Below are 6418 nucleotides of genomic sequence, written 5' to 3'. Positions count from 1 at the left end.
GTTCCACCTGCCGAGTACGAGGCGACCCACTGGGCGAATCACACCGCGGACGACTACGGTGAGATACCGGTCCGCGCTGAGGCCGGAACCAGATAGCTGAGCCTCCACCGAACTCGGGGCGATTCAGACTCTCTACAGTCCGCTACCCACGGTCTTGAGCAGGGTCAGTTACCTGAACACCTGGCCTCCCGATTTCACTGCCTGCCACGAGTTCGCGGCGGCGCAGACCGATTCCGAAGCCAGCACGTACGCCCACTGTTCCGGAACATCGTCGCTGGCATTGACCGTCTTGACCCAGGCAGCAGCGGCGTCCCGTTTCGCAATCACCGTGGGTGAGGTCATCTCACTGTCTCGTTTGCCCTCCACGATCCAATGCACGCCCTCGTCATCGATGACGATGAAGTCTGGTTCGTACTGACGTTGGACTGCGCCGGCAAGGTAGGTGATGCGCAGTGGGACTGTCTCGTCGATCCGCACCCACGCGCGAACGCTCCCCGGCTGCTCGAACAGCGATGCCAGCGTGAACTCGGTCGAATACGCGTCAAAGCTGTTGATCTCATACACCGACTTCGTCCAACCCGAGTAGGGGTAGCCTTTCGCGAAGTCTTTGGACCCGGTAACCACCTGCCGATCCGCCGGTGGCCGTGTCTCGTACCGGCCGGACGGCTCAGGCCATTTGACCGGTTTCACCTCTCGCACCTCCCGGGCCGGTGATGAAGTTTGCTTCGCCGCGATCCACTCGGTCAGGCGGGCCGTAGCCAGCCGGCCGTGCTCGGGGCGCCACGGAGTTTTCTCGTCGACCTCCGCGCCCTTGAGGAAGACCTGCGCGATCTTGACTGCGGCGTTGATCTCTGTCGTCGTGGCTTCCACTGCGTTGGTGCGGATCAACCGTGCGACCAGGTCACTTTCTATCGTGTCAAACGGCAAGGTGGTCTGCGTCGCGACGATCTGCTCGACCTCGTCACGAATGATCACGTGGGCTGTGCCGTCGGCTCCCCGTTCGGCGTCGATGGCCTTGCGAGTCAGGGTCGGAGCGTTGTCCTCGGCGAATGTTCGTCCCAGCGCCTCGACACTGGCGAGGTTGATCTGGCTCAGAGAGAACGGGTCACGCTCCCACCGGGTCACGACCGACGGCAGGAAAAGGGGGATCTTTACCCCGCCTGGAGAACGCGGCTCGAGCTTCCGGGTCAGCACCGAACTCGACGCTTGGCCGGTGGCTACCCGCGCATCGATCGTCGACACGGACAGCCCCAGGTGGCTCTGCTCGGTTGCATCGACCTCGAGTTCGTCCTCGTCGAACAACCCGAATTGATCCGGGTCGGATGCCGCCGAGCCGGGCAACAGAATGTCGACAGCCCCGGACTCGGGCGGTGTGAAGTCCGACGGCAACGAGCCTTGCTCGCCGAGGGGGACACCTGGATCGTGCTGCCCCGGTGACGGGTTCGCTACGACGGTGGCGTCGCCGGTCCGATCACCCAGGGTTTCTTCGATGAGTGCCTTTGCTTGCTTGAGCAGGGTGGCGAAAGACCTGTGGGAGAGTACTTCCACCGTATCGAGCATCGGGTTGCCGGTGCGCTGTCCGAAGGGCAGCCGAAGGCCGCGGCCGAGGATCTGCTCGGTGAGCAGATTCGATTCCATCGACCGCACGGAAGCGATGACGTAGATGTTTTTCACGTCCCATCCCTCTTTTAGCATCGATACCGACACGACTGCGCGGATCTTGGACTCCGGGTCCTCCAGGCGGTCGAGCTGGTCGAGGGTGGCATCAGGCTGATCTGAGGTGACCAGCAGGACCTGGTCCGGATCGCCGAGCATGTCGGAGCCGATCAGCAGGTCCCGGTACTCGGTGGCTTCCTGGATGGTGGTTGCGACGAGGAACATCACCGGTTCGACGTACTTGCGTCCACGGACTTGCCGGCAGTACGCACGCATCGCGTCGCGCTTCGCGTCGAGCAGCGTGAGCCCGTCTGCAAGCTGGGTGCGGATGTCGTGGATTCCGTCCTGGCGGGACACCAGTACGGGGATCTTGAGGTATCCGTCCGCGATCGCTTCGGACAGCGGGTACCGGTAGACGCGCAGGGGAAGGGACTTCTCGTGGGGCGTGGCGGTCAGGCCGACGGTGGCGAGTGGTCTCAGGCCGGTGATGGCGGCCTCGAACTTCTTCGCCGAGCCTGAGTAGTACACGTGGTGCTCGTCAGCAATGACGACCAGGTCGTCGGCGTTCTCGAGATACGACCGGACCGCGGTGCCGAGTGTTTCGTGGGGCTTGTCGGCGCGTCGGCGATCTTCTTTGTTCGGGCGTAGCAGCGACTGCACGGTGAACACGAACACCTTGAAGATGTCCGGGTCCTCGAGTGCCGCGCCGACTTCCCCCCGTTCGACAGTGTCGAGAGTGATGATCATCGGTCGGCATTGCAGACCACGAAGGTATTTCGGATGCCCCGGGGTGAGGTTGTCGATGGTCTTGCGTTGAATCGTCGAACCCGGTGTGACGATCACGACGTTTCTGATTCCCGACTCGTAAAGGTAGTCGAGCAGTCCGCCGGCGATGTACGTCTTGCCGACGCCGGTGGCGAGATCCGCGATCATCTCCGTGCCCGGATTGGCCGTGTCCAGTGCGCGTGCAAGAGCATCGAGGGCGGCTTGGTTCGGCTCACGTAGATCGAGGTTGTAGGCGACCTGCTCGACGAGCCCGGGATCGTAAGGGATGCTCACAATGGTGATCCTTCCGTGCCGGTGCGTCGGCGCATTCGGCGGGCACCTGAGGTCAGGAGGTCTCGGGGGGCCTTGCGTATCCGGGAGCCTTTCGAGACTTCGGCGAGCGCGGTCTCGGCACCGGGAAGGATGGACTTCGCCACGATCGTGACACGCTGCTTGTCGTCGAGGGCGCCGACGATCTGACGGACTTCCTCTTCACCGACAGCACCGTCGAGAACCGCGAGCCGCATCCGGCCGCGCACCCCGCAGAACGGTGCTGCATCATCTGCCTGCCACTCGAAGCCCAATTGGCCAGCCACCGCGCGGGCAAACCTGCCGTTCGTGGCCCACTCCGACAGGACGACTCCGAAAGGCGTGTCCTCATACATCGAAGGCCCCACCTTCACCGTTCGGAACCCGCCTCCACCGCTCCATTCCGCAGACTTGGAGATCCCACCGGTGTCCTCACCGGATACGACCGCTTTGAGACGGGGCAAGATGAACGAATCCGCCGTTGCAGGAAGAATTTCGCTTGTAATCCACCGGCGATTCAACTTGTGTGCAGCGGCGGCTGTGGTTCCTGATCCGGCGAAACAGTCGAGAACCAAATCTCCCGGTTCCGTGGACATGAGGAGAATTCTTTCGATCAGTGCCTCTGGCTTCTGCGTGGAAAACCCGGTTCGCTCGGCGGCCTGACTGTTGATGACCGTGATGTCCGTCCACAGGTCGCCGACTGCTCTTCCCTTCGCCTTGTGCAGGTACTTCTTGAACCGAGGAAATCCGCCGGCGTCAGGCCAGTGGATGTATCCATGCTTATCGAGTACATCCAATTTCTCCCGCATTGTCAGAGTTTCGATCTCGACCTCGGTCAGCCCGATTTCTTCGAGTGGAGACCGAGGGACTGCCCAACACCGACGTCGCTCGCTCGGGTCGTGGCCACGCCACGGCTTCCCGGAGTCGAGATGGGGACGGAAACTTGAGGCTGTGAGGTCACCGGCGTCGTAAACACCACGCGAGTCACTGTTGGTGAAGCGTTTTGCCACATACTCGTCAGCGAGAGGCAAGTACACGGACTTGAGAGAAGCCTGCTCTGACGCTCCGTAGACATGGATAGTCTCGTGCATAGTTCCGAGAGTCTTCCGGGCGAGACTCTTGGCCGACGTACGTTGCCAGACAACGCTTGCGAGATGCTGTCCTGCGCCGAATATCTCATCTAGGAGGCATCGCATACGGTGAGACTCGAAGTTGTCCAAGTGCAGCCACATCACACCGTTCGGCGCGAGGAGATCGCGGAGAAGAAGTAGTCGCTCGCGCATGAAGGACAGCCAGGTGGAGTGCTCCATCCAGTCGTCGTAATCATCAAACGTTTGACCTGTGTTGAACGGAGGATCGATGTAAATCAGTTTGATCTTGCCACGGTACTGCTGGCGGAACTCGGGGACCTCGCACAAGATGCGGAGCACGTCGAGGCTGTCTCCTATAAACAACAGGTTGTCGGCGTGCGGATGCTCGTCGTCGGTCTCTCCCACCGTGCCGACGAAATCTGCAACGCGGACTTCCGATGCTGCCGGGTGATCCCGATCCACCCAGACAGGTTTTCCGTTGTCATCCTTCGGAATGAGCAGGAACTGATCCTTGCCCGGCCATACGAGTTCGAGACGTGCTCTGGACACGAGGGCGGCCCTTCTGTTTCGTTCGTGAGTAGGCAACGGCTCACGCTGGAGTGCGTGTGAGGCGCGCACCCCAGTCCGCTACACGGTGTGACGGTCCCGATGGCTACTTCGGGGAGTTGAAGTCGTTCTTCGGTAGGTCGTAGGTCTCGCTCGCGTAGTCAGTGTCCGACCACCATGCGTAATTCCACTCGCGTGTTACCTCAAGGCGGTCAGCCCAAGGGAATGCCTCCGCCGCCATCGTTCGAACAGACGTCTCGATCTTGTCAACGGCTCGCTCCAGGTGCCGGTCCTGGATGTTCTTGCTGATTCCCTCGGCCACGCAAAACTCAAAGGTCAACTTCAGACGACGAGGCGCTGTTCCCAACACAACCACCACTTTCAGTTAGATTGCCTACTCTGGAGAGAGCGTAACAGTCTCGTAGAGAGTTTCGATCTTCTAGGAATTTCGTTACTTAGCGACAAACCCCGGCGCTCGGTGTATGAGGTGCGAGCGGCGCTGCTCCGGTTGACGGCTGTGTAAGCCCGTCCCGGGATGGCGAGGGCGGTATGGCCCCTCGCTATAGCCACTGATAGCCCATAGGGGGTGGCGCGGATCGGATCGGCCCCTCCCGAGGAACACCGCGGTGGCCACTGGGCGAGCCGATGATTCAGTCGTCCTCCCAGACCAGGTCGTGCAGACGCATCGCTTCGATCAGATCGGGGTCGTGCTCCTCGACCGGGCCGTAGTCGAGGACCGTGACGTTCTTGCTGACCGGTCCGTCACCGGGACGTTCGTACAGCGCCCAGAGCACCAGTCCGTCGCCGTGCCGGGACTCGAACTCGATGCCGGCCACCGGCTCACCGTGTGGATCGGAGAGAGTGTTGACCCACTGCGAGATCGCCTGGGTCAGGGCTCGCGGGCGGCCGTCGCGGATCGCCGCGGTGTCGAGGTCGAGCAGACCGAGCCGGATCGCATGCGGCCGGAACAGGGTGCGCAGGGTGGCCACCGACTCGGGGTCGCCGGGCACGACGAACCATCCGGTGATCGTGCCGCTGCCGGTCACCCGGGACGACATCCACGACCGTGGGACACGACCCGGCGCGATGGTGGGGAACTCACCCTCGTCGTCGTCGATCTCGTCGAGCGCGGCGCTGAGCTCGTCGCTCGTGCGGGCGTAGGCGAGGACCTCGAGATAGCAGGACAGGCGGGTCGCCCCGACGTACAGGGTTCGCCACACCCCCGCCGGATCGTCCCAGCGGCCGGTGAAACGCCCGTCGGTGGCGAACTCCCACGGTGTCCACTCCCACGAGGTCGGCGGGTAACCGACCCGGTAGGCGGCCACACCGCCGACGTGGACGCAGCGGACATCACCGCGCAGGGTGGAGATCAGCGTGCGGTCCGGTGCGCTCATCCGACCGCCGCGAACTGCCGGGCCGCGGCGAGGACCTGCGGGCCGACGTCGGACAGCTCGCCTTCGCGCAGCAGCAGCGCCGGCGGGCGGTCGCCGAGGATCGGGTTCAGGCCCTGGAACCAGGTCTGCACTACGGCGGGGGTGTCGCGTTCGGCGATCAGCCGGGCGGCGCGGTAGGCGATGCGCAGGCGTTCGACGTCGGTGTCGTTGTTGATGGTGCGGGTGCCTTCGGCCCACTGGCGCACCGCGCGGGTTTCCTTGACCTTGCCCAGGTAGGCGACGAGTTTGGCGCCGAGTAGGTCGCGCAGTGCGGTGACCAGCTGTGATTGGGTCATGCGGGCGGCGTCGTTGTAGGCGGCGAGATCGGGGCGCGGGTGTGCGGTCGTCATAGCAATCCACCTCCTGATCACATGGTAAATCACAGTCTTGATGCCGTCGAGGTTCCCACCTTGAGTGACTGTGCGGGGACTGCGCCGGGGTGGACGACTCCGAACAGGTCCGGCGTTCGGGCTCCGGGGCACAGTCCGACTGGAGGCAGCCGGCGATCCTTCCCCTCCGCATTGCCCGGCCTCACCGGTGCCGCTACGCTGTGCGGCGGTTGCTTGTGAACCGTTTCCCAGTGGCGACACTCACCGTGGCGCTGGGACAGAGACAAGT

4 protein-coding genes are annotated in these 6418 nt (G+C 63.1%); all 4 read right to left on the bottom strand.

The genetic code is table 11. The annotated features are described in order from the left end of the window. Window positions 1-168: 168 nt before the first annotated feature. The 4 genes from WAX14_RS22635 to WAX14_RS22620 all read right to left on the bottom strand — a co-directional run bounded on the left by WAX14_RS22635 (window position 169) and on the right by WAX14_RS22620 (window position 6150). Window positions 169-2715, bottom strand: a complete 2547-nt coding sequence (locus WAX14_RS22635) for a DEAD/DEAH box helicase (protein ID WP_422630285.1) — start codon at window positions 2713-2715, stop codon at window positions 169-171. Continuing rightward, the gene (locus WAX14_RS22630) at window positions 2712-4370 is read right to left on the bottom strand and encodes a site-specific DNA-methyltransferase (RefSeq protein WP_171061641.1); all 1659 of its coding nucleotides are present in this window, start codon (window positions 4368-4370) and stop codon (window positions 2712-2714) included. The genes WAX14_RS22635 and WAX14_RS22630 overlap by 4 nt, the downstream gene beginning before the upstream one ends. A 647-nt stretch (window positions 4371-5017) precedes the next feature. Next, entirely contained in the window at window positions 5018-5761 is a 744-nt protein-coding gene (locus WAX14_RS22625) for an RES domain-containing protein (protein ID WP_422630284.1), read from the bottom strand. After that, on the bottom strand, window positions 5758-6150 hold the full coding sequence (locus WAX14_RS22620) for a hypothetical protein (protein ID WP_422630283.1): 393 nt from the start codon (window positions 6148-6150) through the stop codon (window positions 5758-5760). The genes WAX14_RS22625 and WAX14_RS22620 overlap by 4 nt, the downstream gene beginning before the upstream one ends. Between the last annotated feature and the right edge of the window lie 268 nt (window positions 6151-6418).

The sequence above is a fragment of the Rhodococcus sp. (in: high G+C Gram-positive bacteria) genome, from assembly GCF_049299235.1.
GTDB lineage: Bacteria > Actinomycetota > Actinomycetes > Mycobacteriales > Mycobacteriaceae > Rhodococcus.
The sequence above is the reverse complement of the archived record's forward strand: the minus strand, read 5'-3'. Positions and strand labels throughout refer to the sequence as shown.